General features: G+C 59.2%; 1 protein-coding gene. It reads right to left on the reverse strand.

Annotated elements, in window-relative coordinates; translation table 11 throughout:
* On the reverse strand, positions 1 to 238 hold a 238-nt coding region (locus SB753_RS41090; protein ID WP_410805682.1), incomplete at both ends, for a molybdopterin-dependent oxidoreductase.

The raw sequence follows: 238 nt of genomic DNA on the forward strand, positions 1-238 counted from the left end.
GTCGGTGAAGCGGCGGCAATAGTCGATGAAATAGTCGCTTTTGCCGGCGAGGTGAAACTCCTTGAGAATGACATGGCCCATTGCGAGTGCGAGCGCCGCATCGGTGCCTTGCTTCGGGTGAAGCCAGATGTCGCCGAATTTCGCGCCTTCCGCGTAGTCCGGGAATATCGACACGATCTTCGTACCCTTGTAGCGCACCTCGGTCATGAAATGCGCATCGGGCGTGCGCGTCTGCGGC

Source organism: Paraburkholderia sp. SIMBA_053 (assembly GCF_046534895.1).
GTDB classification, from domain to species: domain Bacteria; phylum Pseudomonadota; class Gammaproteobacteria; order Burkholderiales; family Burkholderiaceae; genus Paraburkholderia; species Paraburkholderia caledonica.